Here is a 24,780-nt window from a genome sequence, read left to right on the forward strand (position 1 = left end):
AAAAATCGTATGAAGTCATCATACGATTTTATCTATCAATTAACTAAACTATGGTACAAGTCAAGGTATGACCTGCAGGCTGTATCCCATGAGAAATCACACTCCATAGCTTGTTTTTGTAGATTTCTCCAAACATCAGGATGGTTTCTATACAAGTCCAAAGCTGTTTGGAAAGTCCAATTTAACCAGTAAGGAGATAGATTGTCAAAGCTAAAGCCAGTACCGCTTCCTTCGATTGGATTGAAAGCGCGAACGGTATCTCGCAAGCCACCAACTTCATGGACCAATGGCAAGGTTCCGTAACGCATGGCCATCATCTGAGACAAGCCACATGGTTCAAAACGACTTGGCATGAGGAAGAGGTCACAAGCAGCGTAGACTTCTTGAGCAAGTTTGACATCAAAAGTAATATTTGCTGATAGCTTGTCTGGGTAGATTTGAGCAAACCATGAGAAAGCTCCTTCAAAGGCTGGATCGCCAGTTCCCAAAAGAACAATCTGAACATCATTTTGCAAGATATGGTGAAGACTTTCAACCACCACATCAAAACCTTTTTGACGTGTCAAACGAGAAACAATTCCCACCAGTGGAACGTCGGCTCTAACTGGCAAGCCAACTCTTTCTTGCAATTTTGCCTTGTTTTGGGCCTTCCCAGACAAATCTTCCTGATTAAAATGATAATCTAATAGGGTATCCGTCTGAGGATTATAAAGATCAGCATCAATCCCGTTCACGATACCAGATACTTTACCAGACTCCATTCGAAGAATTTGATCCAAGTTACATCCGAACTGACTGGTCATAATTTCATGAGCATAGCTAGGCGAAACAGTTGAAACACGATCCGCATAAAGAATACCAGCCTTCATCCAGTTCAGACAATTGTTCCAGCGAAGGGTACCATCAGCATAACGCTCAAAGCCAACTCCAAACAAATCCCATAACATTCCTTCTGAGAATTGTCCTTGGAATTCCAAATTATGAATGGTTAAAACAGTTTTTATTCCTTGATAGGCTTGAATCCAACGGTATTTTTCCTTTAACAAGAAAGGAATCATAGCTGTATGGTAGTCATGAACATGGAGAAGGTCAGGAATAAAGTCAATTCTTTCCATAGCCTCAATGGCAGCCAGTTGGAAAAAGGCAAAGCGTTCTCCGTCATCAAAATCACCGTAAACATGACCACGGAAGAAATAGTATTGGTTGTCAATAAAGTAGAAGGTCACACCATTTAGTACTGTTTTCTTAATCCCACAGTACTGTCTGCGCCAACCAACACTCACCTCAAAATGAAGAACATCTTCAATCTGATTTCCAAATTTAGCCTCTACCATGTCATAGTAGGGTAAAATCACTGCAACTTCATGCCCAGCTTTTACCAGTGATTTAGGAAGAGCGCCAATGACGTCTCCCAAACCACCTGTTTTTGAAAAGGGTGCACCCTCAGCTGCTACAAATAAAATTTTCATGAATGAATATCCTCTGTTACTTTGCTACCTTTCTTAACGACAACTGGATGTTCTGCAGTTCCTCGAATCACAACACCAGGCTCAACTTCAACACCCTTGTCCAAGATAGCATATTCGACCTGAGCTCCTTCTCCAATAACAACACGAGGGAAGAGCAGGCTATCTTTAACCAAGCTATCCTTGTGGACATGAATATTACGTGATAGAACAGAATTAGCCACTTGACCTTCAATGATACTACCAGAAGCAAACTGAGAAGTACTTACCTTAGATGTATTGGCATAGTAAGTTGGCTCTTCGTTTTTAACCTTTGTATAAATCTTTTGATTTGGTGAGAAGAGAGAGTAGAATTTTTGTGATTCAAGCATATCTTTGTTAGATTGATAATAAGACTCTACAGAGTGAATATTTGCCAGATAACCTGTGTACTCGTAGGCAAAAGCCCCTTCTTTTGCAGCCAAATCCCGTAAAACATAGCGCAACTTCTCTGGATGTTCTTTCTTAGCTTCTTCTTCTAAGCGTTCAATCAACCAAGGTGTATCAACGACAAAGATATCTGTAGACATGTTATAGATTTGATCTGGTAACTTGCTATCAAAGAGTTTATGAGAACGAACATGGTCTGTTTCATCCACTTCCAAGATTGCGTTTACTTCTGAAATGTCTTTCTTAGCTAGTTTTTTATAAACTACAGTGATAGGCCCTTTTGTTGTACTATGTAGATGGAAAACTTGGTTCAAATCAATATTAATCAAAACATCACAGTTGAGGGCAACTGTTTGGTTGGAGCCAGAACGTTTCAAATAAGTAAGAAGCTGTTGGTAGTATTCTTTTCCAACTGTGCTACTTTCTACACGGGTATTGTAAATACCTAGATAATAGTGACTGAGAAGAGTTGATAAGCCCCACTCACGTCCTGAACGGATATGGTCAAAGACAGAACTGATATTATCTTGTTGGAAAATACCAAAGATACTACGGACACCTGCATTAGCAAGACTTGAAAGCGGGAAGTCAATCAAGCGATATTTACCACCAAATGGCAAACTAGCTACTGGACGGTGGTCTGTCAGTGTTGACATATCATGAAAACCAACTGTATTTCCTAAAATGGCTGAATATTTATCAATCTTCATCTGTTGCTACCCCCACTACTTCATTATATCCTACAACTTGTACTTCTTCTGTTCCATCAATTTCGACACCGTCAGAAATAACTGCACCTTCACCAATAATGGCACGTTTAATTTTAGCTCCCTGACCAACAATTGCACCACTCATGATAACTGAATCTACTACTTCTGCCCCTTCGCGAACTTGCGCACCTGTTGAAAGGATAGAATGTTTAACAGTTCCATCTACAAAACAGCCATCAACAACCAAGGAATCTTCCACATGAGCATTTGCCCCAAGGAAGTTTGGTGGTGAAATTAAGTTTCTTGAGTAAATCTTCCATTGACGGTTACGGCTGTCCAAGGCATTCTCTGGAGAAATGTACTCCATATTTGCTTCCCAAAGTGACTCAATGGTACCAACATCTTTCCAGTAGCCATTAAACTCATATGCATAGACACTTTCACCTGACTCAAGGTAATTTGGAATGACATTTTTACCAAAATCTGACATATCTACATTGCTCTTTTCAGCAGCAACAAGCATATTGCGCAGACGTTGCCAATCAAAGATGTAAATACCCATAGAAGCCTTTGTAGATTTTGGTTGTGCTGGCTTTTCTTCAAATTCAACAATGCGGTTATTGGCATCTGTGTTCATAATACCAAAACGGCTAGCTTCTTTTAGAGGAACATCAAGAACTGCTACTGTCAAACTAGCATTATTATCCTTGTGTGACTGGAGCATATCATCATAGTCCATTTTATAGATGTGGTCCCCAGACAGAATCAAGACATACTCAGGATTGACACTGTCGATATAGTCAATATTTTGGTAAATAGCGTGACTAGTCCCTTCGAACCAACGATTTCCTTCACTTGCAGAATACGGTTGAAGAATAGAGACACCAGAATTGATACCGTCTAGTCCCCAGCTTGAACCATTCCCAATATGGTTATTGAGAGCAAGAGGTTGGTACTGTGTAATGACTCCAACATTGTGAATCCCTGAGTTGGCACAGTTTGAAAGAGCAAAGTCAATGATACGGTAGCGCCCACCAAATTGCACAGCTGGTTTTGCAAGGTTTTGAGTGAGTTTTCCGAGACGAGTTCCTTGCCCACCAGCAAGAATCAAAGCTAACATTTCATTCTTCATTTTCTACTCCTTTTTGGTTTTTATTTGTGACGGTTTTTGCAGATTTCAAGCGGCGTTTGATTTTCCAAACACTTGCTCCCATAGCCGGTAGGGTAAAGGTCAAGGTCTGCTCATAATCTTTCCATAGTCCTTCTTGCGTTTGAACAGTTTGATTATGTTCTTTCCAAACGCCTCCCCACTCTTCTAACTCAGTATTCCAGACTTCTTCATAAATCCCTGCAATAGGCAGTCCAATTGTAAAATCTTTTCGTTCAACAGGTGCCATATTAAAGACGCAGACTAGCATGTCGCCCTTCTTACCCTTACGGATGAAGGAAAGAACACTCTGGTCTCGATTATCCGCATCAATGATTTCAATACCATCATAGCTGGTATCAATTTCCCACAGACAGCGGTTGTCTTTGTAAAACTGGTTTAGCTGAGAAGTGAAATACTTCATCTTAGCATTAATTGGGTCTTCTAGGTTAGACCATTCCAACTGCTCTTCAGATCTCCATTCTAGGAATTGGCCGTATTCACTACCCATGAAAAGCAATTTCTTACCAGGGTGACAAATTTGGTAAGTGTAGAGATTGCGTAAGCCTGCGAATTGATTGTAACGATCTCCCCACATCTTGTGCATCATACTCTTCTTACCGTGAACCACTTCGTCATGTGAGAATGGTAGGAGATAGTTTTCATTGAAAACATACATAAAGCTGAAAGTTACCAAATTAAAGTCATACTTACGGTAAATAGGGTCTTCTTCGTAGAATCGAAGGATATCATTCATCCAGCCCATATTCCACTTGTAGTCAAATCCTAGACCACCAAGCTCTTTCATTCCCGTAATCTTGGTTGCTGACGAACTTTCTTCTGCGATCATCATAACGTCTGGATGAACTAGTTTAATGACATCATTCAAGCGTTGAAGGAAATAATATCCTTCATAGTTGAGATTGCCACCATCTTTATTAGGTGTCCATGGAGCATCATCGTAGTCAAGATAGAGCATGTTACTAACCGCATCCACACGAATACCATCTAGATGGTAAAAGTCAATCCAAAACTTAATACTAGAAATCAAGAAGGACTGGACTTCATTTTTTCCAAGGTCAAAATTGAGAGCGCCCCAACCATAGTTATGAGCCTTATTATGGTCTTGGTACTCAAAAGTCGGCGTCCCGTCATAATAAGCTAAGGCATCATCATTAATGGTGAAATGACCAGGTACCCAGTCTACAATAACCCCAATATTGTTTAAGTGACATTCCTCAACAAAATCTTGAAACTCTTCAGGGCGACCATAGGCATGCTCTAAAGCGAAGTAACCCATAAGCTGGTAACCCCAACTCAAACCGAGAGGGTGGGACATTAAGGGCATAAACTCAATATGAGTATAGTTCATCTCAACTAGGTAAGGAATGAGTTCATCTTTCAATTGAGCAAAACTATAAGGACTTCCATCTGGATTTCTCTTCCACGATCCAGCATGAACTTCGTAGATATTGACAGGACGTTCAAAGAAAGTCCAACGTTTTCTGCGAGCTAACCAAAGCCCATCCTTCCATTTCTTTTCTGGAATCTCTGTTAAAATAGCTCCAGTACCCGGACGTGCCTCATACCGTACAGCCAAAGGATCAATCTTCATCAGCTGATGACCATTTGCACGTGTGATATGATACTTGTAAATTTGGCCTTCATGAGCAAGTCTGGTAAAGACTTCCCAGACTCCAAATTCATTTCGTTCCATCGGAATTTGATTTTCTACCCAATTGGTGAAATCCCCCACCAAGTGGACAGCCTGAGCATTAGGAGCCCACACACGAAATGTATAACCGTACTCTCCATTTAGTTCTTCCCTATGTGCTCCTAGATAATGCTGAAGGTGAAAATTTTCTCCTGTCATAAAGGTGCGCAAAGCTTCTCTTTTATCCATAATACCCCCTCTTTTCTGTAAGCGTTTTCTATAGATTTATTATACTACCTTTTTAGGGAAGATTCAAGTAAATTACGGAATTTGCAAAAAAATCTTTTGAAAGTCTTCAACAAATTCACTGATGTGTTCACTTGTAAATCAAGAAATTTTCAAACAGATTATGAAAACGAATTGTTTTTTACAATACTATCATAAAGTTCGTCATTTTACTAATAAAATTGTTGTTTTTATGTAAAAAACAAAACCAGGAAAACAATTTCCTGATTTTACATTTTATTTCACATCAAAAACAATGGATTTGACATTTGTCATCGCTTCAATGCTATATTTAATTCCTTGCACTCCAGCGCCAGAACCTTTGACACCAAGGAAGGGAAAATTATCTGGACCACGTTGGGTTTTATTATTAATATGAACTGTACCCACTTCAAGTTTTTCAGCAATTTCAAAGGCCTTTTTGAAATCATTTGTAAAGACTGAAGATTGAAGGCCGAATTCAGATTCGTTGGCAAAGGCAATTGCTTCTTCTACATTAGCCACACGAATAATTGGTAAAATAGGACCAAATGGCTCTTCCCATGCTACTTTCATATCTTTTGTAACTTGGTCAAAAAGCACTGGCCAGAGAAGATTGCCCTCACGTTTGATTGGTGTAAGAGCCTGAGCCCCTTTTTCTTGTGCATCCTCAATCAAGCCCCAAATAAAGTCGGCTGAAGCATTGTCAATAACAGGTGTAATATCAGCATTGTCAAATGGGTCACCAACTGTTAATTTAGCAACCTCTGCTTGAAGCAAAGTAACTAATGTATCTGCAACACTTTCGAGAACAATAACACGTTTAATGGCCGTGCAACGTTGCCCTGAGTAGCTAAAGGCACCCGCAACAATTTGCTTGGCAGCATGTTCCAAATCTGCATCTTCTAGTACAAGAGCTGCATCTTTCCCACCAAGCTCCAGCATGATAGGACGCATACCAGCTAAACGACCAATACGTTCTCCGATAGGGGTTGATCCTGTAAAGTTGATGAAGTTGACTTCTTTGTGCTCAATGATATAATCCCCAATTTCTGAACCACGCCCCGTAATGGTATTGAAAACACCTGCTGGAATCCCTGCTTCTTCAAATGCTTTAGCCAACAAGAGACCAGAAATAGAACCTTGTGTTGGTGGCTTAAACATAACCACATTCCCTGCAATCAAAGCCGGAGCAATCTTAGATCCAGAAAGGTTGACTGGATAGTTAAAGGGAGCAATAGCTAGCACGACTCCAACCGGCTCACGACGGACAACAGCCAGTTTGTTTTTACTTGCTGCCTCAAAACCACCACCTTCCATTGCTTGTCCAGTGATACGGAGACCTTCCTCAGCAGCATAACGAATCAAGTCTGCTGTACGCACTACTTCTCCAATGGCTGCTTTAATCCCTTTTGCTACTTCTTTGGCAAGGATAGTACCAATTTTTTCTTTATCGCGTTCTAAAATAGCTGCTGTTTTATGCAAATAAGCCGCACGTTCAACTGCTGACAAAGCACGCCATGCAGGCAAGGCTGCATGCGCAGCTTGCATAGCCTCATCTACTTCTGCTTGGCTCATAGCGGGTACTGTCCCTAATTCTTCTTGATTGATTGGTGAATAAATCGTAATTTCTTTTTCAGATGATTTCCATTCTCCATTTACTAAATTATTATATCTTGTCAAATTCTCGTCCTCCTGAAAATGATTAAGATATATTTTACCAAATTTTCAGAAAATTACAACCCTTTTTGCAATATTTTTGAGATTATTTTCACAAGCTTGACTTTTCAAACTATTTGAACTCTTTTGTTAAGCAGTCAGTACAAGAAGAAAAGGCTTAGATGAACTAAACCTTTTTCATGCTATGTTATTCTTCATTGAGTTTTATAATTTTTAGCAAGAAGATATCCTAGAAATTATACGGCACAATTGAAAACTTTTGATTTTTTCTACAAGACTTTAAAGACGCTGGTGCTAACGCCACCAACCATGTCTTTATCACTTAAATGGCTATTGGTCACCAATAGTTCTAGATTTCCAGCATTTTCAAACTGGAAGTCTTGCCCTTTAGTATTAAATACAACCAGTAAATGGTCTTCCCCTTGAATCTCATAGACAATCAAACCACTATGTTCATTTGCTGAATGAACAAAAACATGATGGTAAATTTCATCATAAGTAGGGTAAGAAAAGGCACCGGTTCCTGTCTTCAATCGAATCATCTGACGGATAAACTCAATACTATCTTGACGCTCATTAATCAAGTCCCAGTTCACTTGGTTCACACTGTCTGGAGCATTATAGCTATTCATAGCACGCTCTCTATCATCATGGGTCAACTCACCATTTTCACCAGTCGCAACTAGTTTGGTACGACCAAATTCTTGACCGATTTCCATAAAGGCCATCCCTTGCATGAGTAGGTTCATAGCTGTGGCTGTCTCAACCTTGCGCATGATTTGTTCTGAACTTTGGTCTGGATGAAGAGTTGCCAATAAATCGTGAAGATTGTAATTGTCATGGGCTTCCACATAGTTAAGTACTTGATTTGGATGTGTATAGGTTCCTAATTCACGACTGCCTAGGATTGCTTTGGCAAGAATTGGCTCTGTCGCAGCACCGCTGACAAAACCTGATTTAATTGCACCGTAAACTTCTCCACCTTTGACAGCATCACGCTGATTGTCATTAAAGAAACCAATATTTGGCATTTCGTAGGCGTTGTCCTTCTTAGCCTTATCATAAGGGGCAAGACCTGTTCCCATGTCCCAACCTTCTCCATAAAGGATAATGTTAGGGTCAATTTCATTCAAACTCTGACGAATCATCTGCATAGTCTTGACATCATGAATCCCCATCAAGTCAAAACGGAAGCCGTCAATATTGTATTCCTGTACCCAGTATAGGAGGGAATCAATCATATACTTGCGGAACATTTCGTGTTCACTGGCTGTTTCATTTCCAACACCCGTTCCATTCTGGAAGGTACCGTCTGGGTTCATACGATAATAGTAATCAGGGACAGTTGTTTGGAAAGGTGCATCAACAACTGAAAAAGTATGGTTATAGACTACATCCATAATGACACCAATACCTGCATCGTGATAAGCTTGAACCATGGTCTTCAAATCACGAATGACCTGAGCTGGATCATCTGGATTAGTTGAAAGGCTCGTTTCTGGTGCGTTATAGTTTTGTGGGTCATAACCCCAGTTGTAGGTTACATTACCATCCTCATCGTATTCTTTATGACGGTCTGCAATTGGTTGCAATTGAACATAATTGTAGCCCAGCTTCTTGATGTAATCAAAAGCAGTTGACTGGCCGTACTGGTTAACTGTTCCAGTCTGAGCAGCACCTAAGAAAGTTCCTCTAAGATGTTCATCCACACCTGAGGTCGGTGATTTGGTCAAATCACGAATGTGCATTTCACAGATAACTGCCTTACATGGGTTTGCCAAGCGCCAAGTAGCCTCAGAACCATGCTTAACCTCGAAGTTTTCGACTTGTTTTTCTGCATGGCTTAGAATAGCAGAACGTTTGCCATCAGGACTGGTAGCAATGGTATAGGGATCGCGTGTCACTGTTTGGTGGTGAGGGAATTGGACTTGATACTGATAAGCCTTACCAGTCAAATCTTCCTCAACATCCAAACTCCAGACACCAATAGTATTGTCCTTATGGTTATAAGAGTAGCTATTGCCTCTCTCCATATCAAAAGTCTTCCAAACAGGTGCATCATTAGTAGCTGATTCATAAACGACAACCTGCACTTCTGTCGCTGTTGGAGCCCAGAGAGCAAAATGAGCCTGATTGTCCTCTACACAGCACCCCAATTCACCTTGGTAGCCCCAGTGGTGGTCGAAACTAGCACTATTGATAGCCTTATCAAAGGCAAAAGGATTTTGATTCTTATAGAAAGGACTGGCAATAGCAGGATTTTCAGAATAATAAATTCTGTCATCACCTTCCAAAATCCAGACCTCTGTTAAGAGGGGATAGTGATTAAAACGGATAGCATACTCTTTACTAGTTTGGCCGGTATGAACCACAAAATTCAAGCTTTCTAAGGGATGAGCACTTGGGTGTTCAAAACTAAATGAAGCACCAAAATAATCTTTTTTGTAGGTTAGCAAATCAATTCGCTGGTCCTGACTTTTTACAAAAGAGCAAGTGTCGTATTCACCATTCTTGCGGTGGTAATGAATGCGCATAGGGTAGTTATACATTGTTTATTTTTCCTTTTTACTTTTTAATTTGTTTCTGTTTCACTAATAATTTTTTGTCAATTTCGTCTCAATTAATAAACTTAGTCATATTATCTAAACTCTGGTTTTAAACGATCATTACAAACTTTCTAGCCAAGCCTCATCTCGAACCTCGATACCAAGTTCTTGTGCTTTTTGCAGTTTGCTTCCAGCATCTGCACCAGCCACGACGAGGTCGGTCTTTTTAGAAACGCTGCCTGTTACTTTGGCACCCAGACTTTCGAGTTTACTTTTAGCTTCTGAGCGCTTGAGACGTTCCAATTTCCCAGTCAATACCACTGTCAAACCTGACAAGGCTGCATCCGCTACTACCGTCTGTCCTTTATAGTCCAGATTGACTCCAGCTTCTTTTAATTCTCTGAGGAGAATTTCAGAGCCCTCAGTCGCAAAGTAAGTCTGAAGACTTTTGGCAATCACGCCACCTAGACTTTCAATACTAGCCACTTCCTCTGGATCTGCCTGAGCCAGATTTTCAATCGAATGGAAATGTTGGAGTAACAGCTGACTGGCCTTGCTTCCGACATGGCGAATTCCCAAACCAAATAAGAGCTTCTCGGCAGAATTTTCCTTAGATGCTTGGATGGCCTGATACAGTTTAGAAGCGGATTTTTCCTTAACCCCTTCTAAAAGGAGGAAATCTTCTTCTTTCAAGCGGTAAATATCCGCAACGTCCTTAACCAGATTGGCAGCAAATAGCTTCTCAACTACTGATGGACCAAGTCCTGTAATATTCATAGCATCTCGAGAAGCAAAGTGGATCAAACCTTCCATGATTTGAGCAGGGCAACGCGGATTGATACAACGGAGAGCCACTTCATCTTCAAAGTGCAGCAAGACAGAATTACAACTTGGACAGTTTGTTGGGATATCTAGTTTTTCTTCAGAAACCCGTTTGGACTCTACCACACGTAAAACAGCAGGGATGATGTCACCAGCCTTATAGACGATAACCGTGTCGTCTTTGCGGATATCCTTTTCAGCAATATAATCCACATTGTGCAGGGTTGCACGGCTAACAGTTGTACCAGCTAGCTGAACAGGGGTCAGATTAGCAGTTGGAGTCACAACACCGGTACGACCAACTGTCCAATTAACTGATAAGAGTTGAGCTTCTTTTTCTTCAGCTGGGAACTTGTAGGCCACTGCCCACTTTGGAGCCTTAACGGTAAAACCGAGTTCTTCTTGGCTTGCTAAGTCATTGACCTTGATCACCACCCCATCGATATCATAAGGCAGATTCTCCCGTTCCTCTCCTACTTCTTGTATAAAATTCCAAATCTCATCCATGCTTTCAGCTAGAATTCGTTTAGAATTGACTACAAAACCAAGTTGTTCTAGGTGCTTCAAAACCTTTTCTTGGCTGTCACGAGTTGAAGGGCTGGTTTCTTGATAGAGGAAAGTGGCAAGATTACGCTTGGCAACTACTGCTGTATCCAACTGTCGCAGGGTGCCTGCTGCCGCATTACGAGGATTAGCAAATTCAGGCTCTCCATTTTCTTGGCGAGCTTGGTTAACCTGGTCAAAAGAAGCGCGTGGCATATAACATTCCCCACGAACTGTGATATCTAGTTCTTCTGGCAAGGTCAAAGGAATGTCCTTAACACGTTTGAGATTTTCTGTGATATTCTCCCCAATAGAACCATCTCCACGTGTTGCACCAGCAACTAAAATCCCCTTTTCATACGTTAGCGAGATAGACAAGCCATCGATTTTCAACTCACAAATATAGGTTGGATGGGCCACTTCCTTACGAATACGCGCATCAAAAGCTTCAAGCTCCTCACGTGAAAAAGCATCCTGCAAACTATAAAGAGGATACTGATGACTGTATTTTTCAAAACCATCTAAAACCTTGCCACCAATACGATGGGTTGGACTGTCTGCTAACACTTGATCTGGATAGGCAGTTTCTAACTCAACCAACTCTCGGTAAAGGCGATCATACTCACTGTCTGAAACCGAGGGATTATCGCTGGTATAGTACTCAGTCGCATAGCGATTGAGCAAGGCGACTAACTCATTCATTCTTTTATTCATAAAACCATTTTACCACAAAGTAAGCCCTCCTCACAAACGAGAAGGGCGGAAAAAACACTTAGATTGGAATTATTTTTAAAACGCAAACAGACTTATGTCTCTTTTTCAAAATGAGTTCGAACATAGCCTAGAGCTAAGAAAGATAAGACAACAACTCCAAGTCCTATAATCAAGAAAGAATAAAGATAGACACTTGGCAGCCAGGTCATTAAACCTGTTGCAATAGGCATAAATAGTATAGCTAAGGTATAAATCGAACTGAGAACTCTTCCCAGATATTCACCTTCAACCTTGGTTTGTACTTGAGTAAAAAAGTGAATATTGAAAATCGTCATAAAGAGTTCACAAACGAAATTGCCTGAAAAAGCAAGATAGGATGGGAGAGTGAATCCCATTATCATCACTCCAAGTCCAGTCAGAGCCAATAAAAACAGAAGCATTTCCAGACTGGCTTTAATCTTACTAGCTAGTAGCGCCCCAACAATAGACCCAATAGTACCCATTGTTAAAATAGTGGCATAGGCACCTTGTACTCCATAGAGCTGATTTGAAAAGGGAAGGAGATAATTAAAAGCTGCGAAGAAAAAATTGACACTTGAAGCCATGACTAACAAAAAGAAGATTTCCTTTTGCTTCACAATATAGTGAACTCCCTCCTTGATATCAGCACAAATAACTTTGAATGTAAGTTTCTTCTCACCCAAAGTCTTCTCTTCTTTCTTTGGAAGCAAGGCTACCAAGCCAAAAGCGAGAAAAAAACTAAGGGCATCTAATACCAAGGTAATGCGAAGACTTGCGAATTGTAAAACCAGAAAAGAGAGTACAGGGGAACTCACACTGACAACCTGCAAGACCAACTCCAAACGAGAATTGTAGAGGACCAGTTCATCCTTCTCTACCAATTCTGTGATAATGGCCTTATTTGCTGGTCTAGAAAAGGCGAAAGCAATAGCCTGCACAATATTGGCAAAAATCAAAGCCCCAATCATCCAGCTGTCATTCCTTATGAAAGAAATAGCCAGACAAAGAATCCCACAAACAAGGTCTGTAGTCATTAAAATCTTACGACGAGAAAAACGGTCTGAAATGACTCCGCCAAAAGGATTTACGAGAATAGATGTGACGAGTTCAGAAATCTGATACATTCCTAAAACAGTCTGTCCGATAGTCCCCATGGAAGCCAACCAGACACTATTTCCATAATCATAGAGCATATTTCCTATCTTGTTAACAGCTCCACGGCTAATCAACTGTACTGCATAGCGATTCATATAAAAACTCCTCTCAAATTTTGAAACTATTGTATCAAAACCGAAAGGAGCTTCTTTCTTTTTCCCATATTTGGGAAAATTAATCTTTGACAAATTTTTCGTAGTGTTCTTGATAGTAGGCTACTTGCTCTGGAAGACCTAGCACGTCAAAAATATGCATGGCCTCTTGCATTTGCTTACAACCTTCTTTACACTGTCCTTTTTGGTACCAGGCAAAACCTTTTAAGTAATGTAAAATATTTCGTTCATACAGATTAATGTTTTTACCAATAATCTTCTCTGTATAAGTCTCAAAATAGCTTGCATTGTCAAAAGAAAGATGCTCTAAACAATGCTGGTAACAATTGAGGGCTAAAATCAAAACTAATCTCTTATGGCGACCAATCTCTTGGTAAAATTCCTCCCTCTCCATAACTTCTCTACCAATCCGAGTGACATAGTCCACATCGTAGAAACTATAGAGGTTCCCGAAAAGAATCAACTCATACATGGTCCATTCTTCTGTTTTGAAGAGATAATCTGCTACCTTATCCAAATCATCCTGCTTCATATCATAAGTCGCATCTCTTTGACAAATCAGACCTTGTAACAAAATCCAGTTCAGCTCAAAATAAAGGGGAGTCGTCGAACTCTTAGCCTTTTCAAGTTGTTCTTCTTGAAGCTTTTGAAAACCTGCAATATTATTTGAGTAGTAAAGCGGAATAATTTGTCCCATCATAGCAACATGTTCATGATTATGGAAATCCCTAGCCTTGTCCATGAAATTTTCGATTGTTACATGAATGTTATCCAAAATCTCAAAGAAACGCGAGACTGCTAGGTCAGACTCCCCAAGCTCAAAGCGAGATAACTGAGAGGTTGAACAGGACTCCCCTGCCGCCTCCTTTAAAGAATAATTTCCACTTGTACGAAATTCACGAAATACTTTTCCAAGATGTTCCATCTTTACACCTGCTCTGATAATTCTTCCCATTCAGACATGGCTTCTTCCTGCTGGTGACTAATTTTGTCCAGCTCAGCCTGTAATTCCATGAGTTTGTCGGCGTCGTTTGTCTCCAACATTTGTTCAGAAATGGCTTGGCTTTGACTTTCTAACTCTTCTATTTCGGCTTCTAGATTTTCAATTTGTCGCATGAGTTTGCGAACTTCTTTTTGACTTTCTTTCTGAGCTTGATAGTCATTAACTGGACTTGATTCTTTTGCTTGATTGCTAGTTGAAGCTTCCTCAGCCTGATTAATTTCCATTTCAGACTTTTTATCAACATAGTAGTCGTAATCTCCCAGGTAAAGAGTCGAACCCTTCTCAGACAATTCCAAAACATGAGTTGCTACACGATTGATAAAGTAACGGTCGTGGCTGACAAATAGAAGAGTTCCATCAAAGTCAATCAAGGCATTTTCTAGCACTTCCTTACTATCAATATCCAAGTGGTTGGTCGGCTCATCCAGAATCAAGAAGTTATTGTTTTCCATAGACAATTTAGCTAAAAGCAAACGAGCTTTCTCGCCACCAGACAGCATGCCGACCGATTTTTTAACATCATCTCCCGAGAAAAGGAAGGCACCTAGACGGTTACGAATTTCAACTTCTGGTGTCAGTTTAAAATCATTCCAGAGTTCATCCAGTACAGTATTACTTGGTGTCAGCTTGCTTTGGGTCTGGTCATAGTAACCAACCTCAACATTAGCCCCAAATCGCTTTTCACCCTTAATAAACGGAATCTGGTCCACTATAGACTTAATAAAGGTTGACTTGCCGATTCCATTTGGACCAACGATAGCGACAGCATTCATCTTACGAAGGTCTAGGTTGATTGGCTCTGACAATATTTCCCCATCATAACCAATGGCTGCATTTTCAACTGTCAAAACGATATTCCCAGACGTTTTGTCAGACTGGAAGGTCATGTTGGCTGATTTCTTGCCAGCTTCAGGCTTGTCTAAGCGGTCCATTTTTTCTAGTTGTTTACGACGAGATTGGGCACGTTTAGTCGTTGAAGCTCGGACTAGATTGCGGTTGACAAAGTCTTCCAGAGCAGCGATCTCCTTCTGCTGCTTTTCATAGTTTTTTGCCTCAGTGGCTAGCTTTTGCTCCTTCAACTCGACAAAACGAGAGTAATTGCCCACATAACGATCCAAGGAATGCTTGGTCAAATCTAGCGTAATTGTCGCAACCTTGTCTAAGAAATAACGGTCATGGCTGACAATAATGAGAGCACCGCTATAATTTATCAAGTAATTCTCTAGCCAAGCAATAGTTTCAATATCCAAGTGGTTGGTTGGCTCGTCCAAGACCAAGAGATTGGGCTTTTCAAGGAGCATTTTAGCTAGAGCCAAACGAGTATTCTGACCACCCGAAAGCTCGGCAATTTTCATCTGCCACATAGATTCGTCAAACTTGAATCCATTCAAAATCGCTCGAATATCAGCTTCATAAGTGAAACCACCTGCTTGGCGAAAATTCTCAGATAAGCGGTCATAATCTGACATCAGCTTATTCAAGTCCTCACCAGACTTTTCACCCATCTCCAACTCCATCTTACGCAGTTGTTTCTCAGTCCGACGCAGGTCATCAAAGACATGAAGCATCTCATCGTAGATAGTGTTTTCAGATTCAAAACGGCTATCTTGGGCTAGGTAAGACAGAGAAATATCTTTTTTCTTATTGATTTCTCCACTAGTTGGCTCCTCTTCTCCAACTAAAATCTTCAAAAGAGTAGACTTACCTGCTCCATTTTTCCCAACAAGGGCAATCCTGTCTCGTTCATCAACCTGCAGGTTGATATTATCAAAAAGAACCTCTCCTGCAAAAGAACGTTCAATTTTATTAGCTTGTAAAATAATCATACAAGTAGTATAGCATGTTTCCCTAAGGCATTCAAGACTTGATAAACAGGCATATGTCACTACTTTTCTGAAAATTATGCTAAGGTTTTACTAAAATGTTAAAAAGTGCTATAATGTGAACGGTTAAAACAATTTACAAAAAGGAGAATTTTAATGTCTTACCAAGAAAATTACCAGAAATGGGTTGATTTTGCGGAGCTTCCTGACTACCTTCGTCAAGATTTGGAAAATATGGATGAAAAAACAAAGGAAGATGCCTTCTATACAAATCTTGAATTTGGTACTGCAGGTATGCGTGGCTTGATTGGTGCTGGTACAAACCGCATCAACATCTACGTTGTTCGCCAAGCTACTGAAGGATTGGCTCGTTTGATTGAGTCAAAAGGTGGAAACGAAAAAGAACGTGGTGTCGCAATCGCCTACGATAGCCGTCACTTCTCACCAGAGTTTGCCTTTGAATCTGCGGCAGTTCTTGCTAAACACGGCATCAAATCTTACGTATTTGAAAGCCTACGTCCAACTCCAGAACTATCATTTGCAGTTCGTCACCTCAACTGTTTCGCAGGTATCATGGTCACAGCCAGCCACAACCCTGCGCCATTTAACGGATACAAGGTTTACGGTGAAGACGGTGGACAAATGCCTCCACACGATGCAGACGCTTTGACTACTTATATCCGTGCAATCGAAAACCCATTTGCAGTTGAAGTTGCTGATGTGGAAGCTGAAAAAGCTTCTGGCTTGATTGAAGTTATCGGCGAAGCTGTTGACGTAGAATACCTCAAAGAAGTTAAGGATGTTAACATCAACCCAGCCTTGATTGAAGAATTCGGTAAAGACATGAAGATTGTCTACACACCACTTCATGGTACTGGGGAAATGTTGGCTCGTCGTGCTCTTGCCCAAGCAGGATTTGATTCTGTTCAAGTCGTTGAAGCGCAAGCAACTGCTGACCCAGACTTCTCAACTGTAAAATCTCCGAACCCAGAAAGCCAAGCAGCCTTTGCCCTCGCTGAAGAACTTGGTCGTCAAGTTGGTGCAGATGTTCTTGTTGCAACTGACCCAGACGCTGACCGTGTTGGTGTTGAAGTTCTTCAAAAAGATGGTAGCTACCTTAACCTTTCAGGTAACCAAATCGGTGCTATCATGGCTAAATACATCTTAGAAGCCCACAAAAACGCTGGAACTCTTCCTGAAAATGCAGCCCTATGTAAATCTATCGTATCAACTGACTTGGTAACGAAGATTGCTGAAAGCTACGGCGCAACCATGTTCAACGTTTTGACAGGTTTCAAATTTATTGCTGAAAAAATCCAAGAATTCGAAGAAAAACACAATCACACTTACATGATGGGATTTGAAGAAAGCTTCGGTTACTTGATTAAACCATTCGTACGTGATAAAGATGCTATCCAAGCCGTTCTTGTCGTTGCTGAACTTGCTGCCTACTACCGTTCACGTGGTTTAACACTAGCTGACGGTATCGAAGAAATTTACAAAGAGTACGGCTACTATGCTGAAAAGACTATCTCTGTTACCCTTTCAGGTGTCGATGGTGCTGAACAAATCAAAGCAATTATGGCTAAATTCCGTAACAACGCTCCAAAAGAATGGAACACAACAGCTATCACTGTCGTAGAAGACTTCAAAGCTCAAACTGCTACTGCAGCTGACGGTACTGTTACAAACTTGACAACTCCTCCAAGTGATGTGTTGAAATACACACTTGCTGACGGTTCATGGATTGCCGTTCGCCCTTCAGGTACAGAACCAAAAATCAAGTTCTACATTGCAGTTGTAGGGGAAACCAACGAAGAATCACAAGCTAAGATTGCTAACATCGAAGCAGAAATCAATGCTTTTGTAAAATAAAATCCTATTAAAGATGAGACAAATCAATCTCATCTTTTTTTCGTATCAAATCTAAGCAATTTTAGAAACTTTATGGCATACTAGACTTATCAATGAAAGCGAGGTAATCTCATGGAACAATTTTTAGATAACATCAAAGACCTTGAAGTCACTACAGTTGCGCGTGCACAAGAAGCTCTTGATAATAAAGAAACTGCAACCTTCTTTATTGGTCGCAAAACTTGCCCTTACTGCCGTAAATTTGCAGGTACTTTAGCAGGTGTCGTAGCTGAAACCAAAGCTCACATCTACTTCATCAATAGTGAAGAACCAAGCCAACTCAATGAGTTGCAAGCATTCCGCTCACGCTACGGAATCCCAACTGTACCAGGTTTTGTTCACATTGCAGATGGACAAATAAATGTCCGTTGCGACTCTTCAATGTCAGCACAAGAAATTAAAGATTTTGCAGGATTGTAAAAAATCAGCTAACAAGTTTTAAAATCACAAAAACGCTTTGTGAAGTACATAGATTTCTAGGATACAACAAAAATGTTGTATCCTTTTTTCGCAAAGAAATACCAAAGACAAAAATAAAAAACGTTGATTTAACAACGTTTTACCAAGGAATTCAAAAGAATGCAAAGGAATAATGGAGCCGGTGGGAGTCGAACCCACGTCCAAACACCTGCCAACATATTTGTCTACAACCATAGGTTATGTATTAGTTTAACAGTCCCTCGACACATAACTCAAGCCTAGAAACTGCGAGTCTATCAATCTCTTATCAAGCCGCTAGACAAGACTCAATCGTATCTCGCTAATAATAAGACCTGTCATTGAACACGAGCAATCCAAATCGGGTCACGCCTGCTGGTTTTTAGGCAGCTAGAGCGTAAGAAGTGTTATTTTTTGCAGTTATATTTAACTGAGCGTTTACGTCGCCACACGAGTCGCAAAATATGTCTCATAATGCCTGTCGAATCCGTAACGACCCCAAAAGACAATAAAATCATTATACCTTATCTAACTCAAAAATGCAAAAAGAAAATCAATTAACTAAAAAAGATAGTCTTTCAAAGCTTTAGTCAAAACCTGATAACCAGCAACACTGAGGTGCAGCCCATCAGTTGTAAATTCTTTTTTGAGTTGGCCTGCTTGGTCTGTCAAACTATCAAAAACTGGCACAAATTCCACCTGCATATAGGCAGAAGCAAGCTCTTGATAGGCTTGATTCCATTTCTGAATTTTTTCATTCGAGCGGATATAGACTGTCTGCTTGTACTCCTCTCCTTCATTAACTGGCAAAATGGAAAGCAATTTAATCTCTGTCAATGGATAATCGCGAGCAATTGATTGAATAATAGCTTCGAGATTATTGAGAGCCTCATTCACAGGAACATCTTTTCCAATATCATTTGTCCCAATCAAAAGGACAATTTTATCTACTGCTCCACCGTAAAGATGCGCATCTAGATTCTCTAGTAACAGCCCTGTCTGATAACCTCGAATGCCTCGATTGACAATCGTCTTCGAAGTCCCAAATAGTTCCTGCAGAGGGTAGTATTCGACAATGGAATCCCCAATAAAGAGTATATCTGGTTCTACAACAGAAACCTGATTTAAATGACGGTACTTGGTTTGGATTTTACCTTGTTCCTTTAGCAACCAATCTTCTAATAACTGTACTGCCACTTCATTCTCCTTTTTCTAACCAGTTTTCCAAGATTTGATAAACTCCTCCTTGGCTATTGGCTGGTGCTAGAGCAGTCGCCACAGCTTTGGCCTTGTCATCAGCATTTTCCATCGCATAGGCAATTCCAGCCATTTCAAGCATTTCAACATCATTTTCACTGTCACCAAAAGCCATGATTTGTTGGGGCTTCAAGTCCCAACGCTTGAGTAATTCTTCCAAGCCCCATGCTTTATGAATCCCAGCTTGGAGGATATCAATGCAACCATAGCCACTGGATACAGCACTAACACGGCCATCAAAGAGGTCATTGATTTCTTCCAAGACCGAACTCAAACGTTCCTCACCAACAACCATACTCATCTTGAGCACACCACCAAAGAGGTCAGAAGTTAATTCATCCACAAACTGCATCCGTTGGTAGAATTTTTCAATCATTTCTGGAGTCATAAAACTTTCAAGGTCTGTAAAAATCGTACCTTCCTTGACGAAACCACCCTTCATCCCTGTTACAACAAACTGGTCCTGACACGCTCGAGCCTCGAAATGAGCCAAAGCTTTATCAACAATATTATCATCCCAAGTCTGAGCCTGAATCAATTCATTATTTTCAAAAATACGAGCACCGTTGGCAACCACCAGAACCACTCGATCCACCAAGTGCTCCAGTAGTTGCCTCATACGGTGAATTTCATTGCCCGTCGCGATGACAAAACGAATCCCCCTTTGATCCAACTGATCTAAAATCTTTTCCAAGCGTGGAATATCAAGCTGGCCTCTGGCATCCAGCAAGGTTCCATCCATATCTGTCGCAATTACTTTAATCGTCATTTACTTTCCTCTGGATTCAAGTTAGTCCCACTTTAATCCCACATGTTCGTTCATTTCTTTATAGGCTGTATCAATTCGTTCCTTAGTTGCTTCATCTAACTGGTCACGATGACTACCACCCTCTATGAAATCTTCCAAGATATAGGTTTGATAATGATATAAAGGATATCCTTCTGGTGAAAAGGTTCCCTTTGGTGTTCGATTGACCCAAGTAGGATGAGCTTTAGCTGTTCCGATAGTTGTTTTTCCATCCTTCTTCTTAATGGTCACATCCATGAGCACGCCACGTTCAGTCCACTTAGCATTTTCTACCCCTTCCATGGTCTCAATCCGCTGATTGGAAATAAAGTTCCCCATTGAATAGATAATGAGTTTCTTGTCTCCATCTTTTTCAACAATTTCAGATGGCTCAACTACGTGTGGATGGCCTCCAAAGATAATATCCGCTCCCCATTCAATCATCTTGTGGTACAAAGCCTTTTGCTCTTCAGTCGGTTCTATGCGATACTCAACACCCATCTGAGGCATGATAACAGTAATGTCCGCTTCCTTCTCTGCACGCTCAATTTCAGCCTTCATCTTATCTTCGTTTAGGTCTGAAAGATAGCGGTTGTAGTCTTCTTGAGAAATACTTTGCTCAATTCCATTAAATCCATAAGAATAAGCCAAAAGTGCAACCTTGATACCGTTCACTTCCTTGATAACGAGCGGAGCTTGATCACGTGACTCGTGCGTATAAACTCCAATAGGTGTTATTCCTGCTTTTTCGATAGCATTTGCCGTTGAAATAACCCCCTCAATTTGCGAATCCAAAATGTGATTATGAGCCAAATCTAGAACATGATAACCTGCATCCTTAATGGCATCCATAACTTCAGCAGGAGCATTAAAGAGAGGATAACCCGCTAAATAATGATCCTTATTAATAGTCCCTTCAAAATCACCAATAGCTAAATCTGCCTGCTTAAGCCATGGTGTCACGTATTCAAAATTCTCATGAAAATCATACGTTCCATCATCCTTTTTTGCTGAAAAGTAAAGAATATCATGATAAAGCAAATCACCATGAGCCATAATTCTAGCAGTTTTTTCCTCTTCCTGATTTTTAGCATTTTGATTGGTCTTATTTGCTTCTTGAGAAATGACATCCTTTTTTTGACTGGTCAAGGGGATTCCTTGAAAGCTTTCAAACAATAAGACCAATCCCATTGATAAAGCAACTGCTAGCAAGAGTACCGCCACAAATCCCTTGTTGCTCCACTTACGATAACGTCTAAAAAAGTTGACTAAACCTTTCACAAAACGAAAAACTGGTCCACGTTTATGTCTATCTTGTCTTCTTTGCATCTTCATCCTCCCTACTTTCTAATGCAAGCCTTTTCTTTTTATTATAACACAGATAAGTATTTCTTTCACAATTGAATCGAACCTAAAAGGCATTTTCTATAAAAGCTCGATGCCGTAATGCTTTCAATCCTTGTCATTTTGTGATATCATGTAGAGGTAATGAAAGGAGAGAAAATGTCTGCTATAGAACGTATTACAAAAGCTGCTCACTTAATTGATATGAACGATATTATCCGCGAGGGGAATCCGACTCTTCGTGCAGTTGCTGAGGAAGTTACTTTCCCCTTGTCTGACCAGGAAATCATTCTTGGCGAAAAGATGATGCAATTCCTCAAACATTCCCAAGATCCTGTCATGGCTGAAAAGATGGGGCTCCGCGGTGGGGTTGGACTTGCTGCTCCTCAATTAGATATCTCAAAACGCATTATCGCTGTTTTGGTGCCAAATATTGTTGAAGAAGGCGAAACTCCAGAGGAAGCCTACGATTTGCAAGCCATTATGTACAATCCAAAAATCGTCTCTCACTCTGTTCAAGACGCTGCTCTTGGTGAAGGAGAGGGTTGTCTGTCTGTTGACCGCAACGTGCCTGGCTATGTAGTCCGCCATGCTCGCGTCACTGTTGACTACTTCGATAAATATGGAGAAAAACACCGTATCAAACTCAAAGGCTACAACTCCATCGTTGTTCAGCATGAAATTGACCACATAAACGGTATCATGTTTTACGATCGTATCAATGAAAAAGACCCATTTGCAGTTAAAGATGGTTTACTGATTCTTGAATAAAGAAAATCCCGTTGCAAGACGGGGTTTTGTGTTATAATAGAGGCATGAAAACAAATGATATTGTCTATGGCGTCCACGCCGTTACCGAAGCCCTCCTTGCAAACACAGGAAACAAACTTTACCTCCAAGAAGATCTCCGAGGTAAGAATGTTGAGAAAGTCAAGGAACTAGCTACAGAAAAAAAGGTATCCATTTCTTGGACTTCAAAAAAATCTCTCTCTGAGATGACTGAAGGTGCTGTCCACCAAGGTTTTGTTCTACGAGTGTCTGAATTTGCCTATAGCGAGCTGGATAACATCCTTGCCAAAACGCGTCAAGAAGAAAATCCACTTCTATTGATTCTAGATGGTTTAACCGATCCCCATAATCTGGGTTCTATCTTGCGAACAGCCGATGCGACCAATGTTTCCGGAGTCATCATTCCCAAGCACCGTGCTGTCGGAGTAACACCTGTCGTTGCCAAAACAGCCACAGGTGCTATTGAACACGTTCCCATTGCCCGAGTGACCAACCTAAGCCAAACTCTAGACAAACTCAAGGATGAAGGCTTCTGGACCTTTGGAACAGATATGAATGGGACTCCTTGCCATAAGTGGAATACAAAAGGGAAAATCGCCCTCATCATCGGAAATGAAGGAAAAGGCATCTCTAGCAACATCAAAAAACAGGTTGATGAAATGATTACCATTCCCATGAATGGACATGTTCAAAGTCTCAATGCCAGTGTTGCTGCAGCCATTCTCATGTACGAAGTTTTCCGAAATCGCCTATAAAAGAGGCTGGACAAAAACCAGATTCTAAATAAAACCGCTCAGTGATTTCAGTTTTACTCACAATCAAGCTGAAAACAACTGTGTGGTTTTTGAATAGTTGATTTGTAAAATCCATGCTCGTGAAAATGAATTCAAGCTCTACTATGCTGGTCTAGTTGTCTCTAACACACACTCTGAGCTCACCAAAAATATTCTCTAATTTTCGAAAAACGAGATCAGTTGCCCTCCTCCATTTGACATAGATGCTAGATTCTTCTTCGATATATCATGTGTTCTGAACGAAGTTTCCTAAAGAAATTCTAATACTCAATGAAAATCAAAGAGCAAACTAGGAAGCTAGCCGCAGGCTGGACTTAAGTACGGCAAGGCGAATCTGATGCGGTTTGAAGAGATTTTCGAAGAATATAAGTTGTATCATAACAAATTGATTTCTGAATTTCTTATATAAGAAAATGAGCATCTCCAACTACGAGAAAGCTCATTTTTAGGATTGTATAGGCAAATTTTACATATGTTTCAAACGCTCAATCCGTTCTGAAATAGGTGGGTGGGTATAAAATAGTTTTTGGAACCCTCCCCCTTTCTTGGGATCATTGATATAAAGTGCGCTACTAGCATCATCGACATGGTGATGCATCGGCTCGCTATTGTCCAACTTACGTAGAGCATTGATCATCCCTTGAGGATTGCGAGTCAACTCGACACTAGAAGCATCAGCTAGAAATTCCCTCTGACGAGAAATAGCTAGTTGTACCAAGGTTGCAGCGAGAGGTGCCAGCACAATAGCTAGTAGGGAAACCACTAGCATAATGATTTCTAAGCCATTTCCATCTCGATCATCGTCACTTCGTCTACGACCTGCGCCACCCCACCACATCATACGACCTGCCATACTAGAAAGCATGGTGATAGCACTAGCGAGAGCGACAGCAATAGTCGAAATACGGATATCGTAATTACGAATATGACTAACCTCATGTCCCATAACAGCTTCTAGTTCTTCACGATTCATGATAGCTAGGAGACCTGACGTCGCAGCAACCGCCGCATTTTGAGGATTAGAACCTGTCGCAAAAGCATTTAAGGCTGGATCATCAATGATGAAAACTCGTGGCATGGGAATCTGACCCACCATAGCCATATCTTCCACTACATGGTAAAGGTCTGGTGCCGTTTGCTCATCAACCTCACGCGCTCCATTCATGGACATGACAATCTCTGTTGATTGAAAAATCATGGACAAAGCATAGATAAAGCCGATAATCAGTGCGATAACCAAACCACCAAGCCCAGATCGCATAAAGAGGTAACCAACCGCATAGCCAACAAGAGCTAAGAGTAGGAAAAATACCAGCAACAAAATCCACGTTTTTCGTTTATTGCTTGCAATTTGATCAAACAACATC

At 40.7% G+C, this 24,780-nt stretch carries 18 protein-coding genes and 1 other RNA gene; 4 read left to right on the plus strand and 15 right to left on the minus strand.

Annotated features, from left to right (window positions below; translation table 11 throughout):
- Positions 1-35: 35 nt before the first annotated feature.
- From glgA to ACWPV5_RS04045, 10 genes are all read right to left on the minus strand, one after another.
- The gene (gene glgA / locus ACWPV5_RS04000) at positions 36-1,469 is read right to left on the minus strand and encodes a glycogen synthase GlgA (RefSeq protein ID WP_101781913.1); all 1,434 of its coding nucleotides are present in this window, start codon (positions 1,467-1,469) and stop codon (positions 36-38) included.
- Positions 1,466-2,605: a glucose-1-phosphate adenylyltransferase subunit GlgD gene (gene glgD, locus ACWPV5_RS04005; RefSeq protein WP_101781912.1), complete on the minus strand. Its 1,140-nt coding sequence runs from the start codon at positions 2,603-2,605 to the stop codon at positions 1,466-1,468. The genes glgA and glgD overlap by 4 nt, the downstream gene beginning before the upstream one ends.
- Entirely contained in the window at positions 2,595-3,737 is a 1,143-nt protein-coding gene (locus tag ACWPV5_RS04010) for a glucose-1-phosphate adenylyltransferase (RefSeq protein ID WP_000787247.1), read from the minus strand. The genes glgD and ACWPV5_RS04010 overlap by 11 nt, the downstream gene beginning before the upstream one ends.
- The gene (gene glgB / locus ACWPV5_RS04015) at positions 3,727-5,655 is read right to left on the minus strand and encodes a 1,4-alpha-glucan branching protein GlgB (protein ID WP_454382442.1); all 1,929 of its coding nucleotides are present in this window, start codon (positions 5,653-5,655) and stop codon (positions 3,727-3,729) included. Before glgB ends, ACWPV5_RS04010 begins: the two co-directional genes overlap by 11 nt.
- A 273-nt stretch (positions 5,656-5,928) precedes the next feature.
- The gene (locus tag ACWPV5_RS04020; RefSeq protein WP_454382444.1) at positions 5,929-7,353 is read right to left on the minus strand and encodes an NADP-dependent glyceraldehyde-3-phosphate dehydrogenase; all 1,425 of its coding nucleotides are present in this window, start codon (positions 7,351-7,353) and stop codon (positions 5,929-5,931) included.
- A gap of 266 nt (positions 7,354-7,619) precedes the next feature.
- Positions 7,620-9,899 (minus strand): type I pullulanase, encoded by a 2,280-nt coding sequence (gene pulA, locus ACWPV5_RS04025; RefSeq protein WP_023944317.1) that lies wholly within the window; start codon positions 9,897-9,899, stop codon positions 7,620-7,622.
- A gap of 117 nt (positions 9,900-10,016) precedes the next feature.
- The gene (ligA, locus tag ACWPV5_RS04030) at positions 10,017-11,975 is read right to left on the minus strand and encodes an NAD-dependent DNA ligase LigA (RefSeq protein ID WP_261067486.1); all 1,959 of its coding nucleotides are present in this window, start codon (positions 11,973-11,975) and stop codon (positions 10,017-10,019) included.
- A 92-nt stretch (positions 11,976-12,067) separates the two neighbouring features.
- Positions 12,068-13,246 (minus strand): MFS transporter, encoded by a 1,179-nt coding sequence (locus tag ACWPV5_RS04035; protein ID WP_261067487.1) that lies wholly within the window; start codon positions 13,244-13,246, stop codon positions 12,068-12,070.
- 79 nt (positions 13,247-13,325) lie between these two features.
- Positions 13,326-14,189, minus strand: a complete 864-nt coding sequence (locus tag ACWPV5_RS04040) for an Rgg family transcriptional regulator (RefSeq protein WP_000400537.1) — start codon at positions 14,187-14,189, stop codon at positions 13,326-13,328.
- Between the two features lie 2 nt (positions 14,190-14,191).
- Positions 14,192-16,093: an ABC-F family ATP-binding cassette domain-containing protein gene (locus tag ACWPV5_RS04045; RefSeq protein WP_454382447.1), complete on the minus strand. Its 1,902-nt coding sequence runs from the start codon at positions 16,091-16,093 to the stop codon at positions 14,192-14,194.
- 153 nt (positions 16,094-16,246) lie between these two features.
- Between ACWPV5_RS04045 and ACWPV5_RS04050 the strand changes: the two genes are divergently transcribed.
- Positions 16,247-17,965: a phospho-sugar mutase gene (locus tag ACWPV5_RS04050; RefSeq protein ID WP_004254235.1), complete on the plus strand. Its 1,719-nt coding sequence runs from the start codon at positions 16,247-16,249 to the stop codon at positions 17,963-17,965.
- Positions 17,966-18,076: 111 nt separating this feature from the next.
- Entirely contained in the window at positions 18,077-18,424 is a 348-nt protein-coding gene (locus ACWPV5_RS04055) for a thioredoxin (protein WP_101776719.1), read from the plus strand.
- Between the two features lie 170 nt (positions 18,425-18,594).
- Here ACWPV5_RS04055 and ssrA read toward each other — a convergent pair.
- The 4 genes from ssrA to ACWPV5_RS04075 all read right to left on the minus strand — a co-directional run bounded on the left by ssrA (position 18,595) and on the right by ACWPV5_RS04075 (position 21,815).
- Positions 18,595-18,942, minus strand: a transfer-messenger RNA (tmRNA) gene (ssrA, locus tag ACWPV5_RS04060).
- Positions 18,943-19,003: 61 nt separating this feature from the next.
- A complete protein-coding gene (locus ACWPV5_RS04065; RefSeq protein WP_000290620.1) occupies positions 19,004-19,639 on the minus strand; it encodes an SGNH/GDSL hydrolase family protein in 636 nt (211 codons plus the stop codon).
- Between the two features lies 1 nt (position 19,640).
- Positions 19,641-20,468 (minus strand): HAD family hydrolase, encoded by an 828-nt coding sequence (locus ACWPV5_RS04070; protein ID WP_000153513.1) that lies wholly within the window; start codon positions 20,466-20,468, stop codon positions 19,641-19,643.
- Positions 20,469-20,489: 21 nt separating this feature from the next.
- Positions 20,490-21,815 carry a CapA family protein gene (locus tag ACWPV5_RS04075; RefSeq protein WP_265480336.1) on the minus strand — a complete coding sequence of 442 codons (1,326 nt, stop codon included), beginning with the start codon at positions 21,813-21,815 and terminating at the stop codon, positions 20,490-20,492.
- A gap of 174 nt (positions 21,816-21,989) precedes the next feature.
- On the opposite strand from ACWPV5_RS04075, the gene def reads away from it, so the two are divergent.
- Both def and rlmB read left to right on the plus strand, forming a co-directional pair.
- The gene (gene def / locus ACWPV5_RS04080) at positions 21,990-22,601 is read left to right on the plus strand and encodes a peptide deformylase (protein WP_265480335.1); all 612 of its coding nucleotides are present in this window, start codon (positions 21,990-21,992) and stop codon (positions 22,599-22,601) included.
- Positions 22,602-22,645: 44 nt separating this feature from the next.
- The gene (rlmB, locus tag ACWPV5_RS04085; protein ID WP_023944296.1) at positions 22,646-23,374 is read left to right on the plus strand and encodes a 23S rRNA (guanosine(2251)-2'-O)-methyltransferase RlmB; all 729 of its coding nucleotides are present in this window, start codon (positions 22,646-22,648) and stop codon (positions 23,372-23,374) included.
- Between the two features lie 505 nt (positions 23,375-23,879).
- Here the strand turns inward: rlmB and htpX are convergent.
- Positions 23,880-24,779 (minus strand): zinc metalloprotease HtpX, encoded by a 900-nt coding sequence (htpX, locus tag ACWPV5_RS04090; protein WP_219966693.1) that lies wholly within the window; start codon positions 24,777-24,779, stop codon positions 23,880-23,882.
- Position 24,780: the final 1 nt, after the last annotated feature.

Source organism: Streptococcus sp. Marseille-Q7156, from assembly GCF_965119495.1.

What these genes read in the sequence shown, in the direction of transcription:
- ligA (WP_261067486.1), bottom strand. Translation starts at nt 11,975, where the DNA reads ATGAATAAAAGAATGAATGAGTTAGTCGCCTTGCTCAATCGCTATGCG.
- rlmB (WP_023944296.1), top strand. Translation starts at nt 22,646, where the DNA reads ATGAAAACAAATGATATTGTCTATGGCGTCCACGCCGTTACCGAAGCC.
- ACWPV5_RS04050 (WP_004254235.1), top strand. Translation starts at nt 16,247, where the DNA reads ATGTCTTACCAAGAAAATTACCAGAAATGGGTTGATTTTGCGGAGCTT.
- glgA (WP_101781913.1), bottom strand. Translation starts at nt 1,469, where the DNA reads ATGAAAATTTTATTTGTAGCAGCTGAGGGTGCACCCTTTTCAAAAACA.
- def (WP_265480335.1), top strand. Translation starts at nt 21,990, where the DNA reads ATGTCTGCTATAGAACGTATTACAAAAGCTGCTCACTTAATTGATATG.
- pulA (WP_023944317.1), bottom strand. Translation starts at nt 9,899, where the DNA reads ATGTATAACTACCCTATGCGCATTCATTACCACCGCAAGAATGGTGAA.
- ACWPV5_RS04045 (WP_454382447.1), bottom strand. Translation starts at nt 16,093, where the DNA reads ATGATTATTTTACAAGCTAATAAAATTGAACGTTCTTTTGCAGGAGAG.
- glgD (WP_101781912.1), bottom strand. Translation starts at nt 2,605, where the DNA reads ATGAAGATTGATAAATATTCAGCCATTTTAGGAAATACAGTTGGTTTT.
- htpX (WP_219966693.1), bottom strand. Translation starts at nt 24,779, where the DNA reads ATGTTGTTTGATCAAATTGCAAGCAATAAACGAAAAACGTGGATTTTG.
- ACWPV5_RS04035 (WP_261067487.1), bottom strand. Translation starts at nt 13,246, where the DNA reads ATGAATCGCTATGCAGTACAGTTGATTAGCCGTGGAGCTGTTAACAAG.
- glgB (WP_454382442.1), bottom strand. Translation starts at nt 5,655, where the DNA reads ATGGATAAAAGAGAAGCTTTGCGCACCTTTATGACAGGAGAAAATTTT.
- ACWPV5_RS04010 (WP_000787247.1), bottom strand. Translation starts at nt 3,737, where the DNA reads ATGAAGAATGAAATGTTAGCTTTGATTCTTGCTGGTGGGCAAGGAACT.
- ACWPV5_RS04040 (WP_000400537.1), bottom strand. Translation starts at nt 14,189, where the DNA reads ATGGAACATCTTGGAAAAGTATTTCGTGAATTTCGTACAAGTGGAAAT.
- ACWPV5_RS04075 (WP_265480336.1), bottom strand. Translation starts at nt 21,815, where the DNA reads ATGCAAAGAAGACAAGATAGACATAAACGTGGACCAGTTTTTCGTTTT.
- ACWPV5_RS04055 (WP_101776719.1), top strand. Translation starts at nt 18,077, where the DNA reads ATGGAACAATTTTTAGATAACATCAAAGACCTTGAAGTCACTACAGTT.
- ACWPV5_RS04070 (WP_000153513.1), bottom strand. Translation starts at nt 20,468, where the DNA reads ATGACGATTAAAGTAATTGCGACAGATATGGATGGAACCTTGCTGGAT.